Source organism: Vibrio sp. Vb0304 (assembly GCF_033338995.1).
In the GTDB taxonomy this organism is placed as follows: domain Bacteria; phylum Pseudomonadota; class Gammaproteobacteria; order Enterobacterales; family Vibrionaceae; genus Vibrio; species Vibrio alginolyticus.
On sequence record NZ_JAWOTT010000207.1, the window covers coordinates 1 to 1,216 of the forward strand.

General features: G+C 41.9%; 1 protein-coding gene and 1 pseudogene. Both read left to right on the top strand.

What is annotated here, in order from left to right; all coding sequences use genetic code 11:
- Positions 1–635, top strand: a 635-nt coding sequence (locus R7P35_RS25020) for a DHHA2 domain-containing protein (RefSeq protein ID WP_318093084.1), incomplete at its 5' end; no start/stop codon positions are given.
- Positions 636–987: 352 nt separating this feature from the next.
- Positions 988–1,216, top strand: a pseudogene (locus R7P35_RS25025) (EAL domain-containing protein); the annotation flags it as partial.

Consider the following 1,216-nt stretch of genomic DNA (forward strand, 5'->3'; position numbering starts at 1 on the left):
CAATCAGCATGCCGCAAATCGTCTCAATGGACATTCGTGCTTGGGGTTCTGCAGCAACAATTCTTACGGCAAATGCCGAGAAGTTAAACGTTAAACTGCCTAAGAATATTGCGTGTGCAGGTTTAGGAGCAATTTTGTCGGACACGGTTGTGTTCCAATCTTCGACTACCACCGAATATGACAAACAGTACGCGCAAAAGCTGGCGGACATTGCAGGCATCAAAGACATCAAAGGTTTTGGTGAACAAATGTTGTTGGCGAAATCGGATCTGAGCCATTTCTCAGCAGAGACGATTTTGACGATGGACTACAAGAACTTTGAATTCGCAGGTAAAAAGGTAGGCATCGGCGTAGCAGAAACGCTCAACGCGCAGCAGTTGATTGACCGCAAACAGGACTTCAACGAAGCCATTCAAGCGTATAAGAAAGCTCAGAATCTTGATTACTTGTTCTTCTCGATCACAGATACCAAGCACAAACGTGCAAACATGCTTTGGGCGGATGACGCAGATAAGAAAGTGCTATCAAAAGCTTTTGATGTGAAAATTGACAATGACATGTTGGTATTGGATGGCGTGACGTCTCGCAAGCGTCAAATTGGTCCTGCAATTCAACAAGCGATTGAATCACTCTAGTGACTAAGCCACACTGAAAATAATGAAAAAACCACCGTTAAAGGTGGTTTTTTCGTTTTTGGCAAGACAGAGTTGGAAATTTAGATTCAACGCAAAAGAGCAGAAGAAAACAGTCTCCCGCTTGCGATAAGCCATTGCGTATATAATAAAGGTCAATTGCTATCATTATTAGCTCATAATCTCATGCGAGAGAGTTGTAAAAGCCAATGTGCAGCAGTAGTCTCAGCAAATAATTGCCGCTCAATCACTTATTCTTTGCGATTGAGAGTCCATCCCCACTTTTCCACTTATTAAAGTGAGATAGTGAACCTGCTTACTGAAAATTGTTCGTGGCAGAACATTAGGAGGAGTTTTGGCTAATAAGACAATAAGAAATGCCATCTTAATAGGGCTAGTCCCCATCATTATTTTTGCTGTCGCTTTTAATGCCTTGTCAAATTTATATGTTGGGCATATCAAAGAGGCGAAAATCGAAACGTTGGTTGAATACTTAAATCAAAGATCCACGTTTTTAGAGAGTGCCATTACCAAACAGATCGCCCAGCTCGGCTTCAACTGTCAATCTGATGATATGAAGGTGT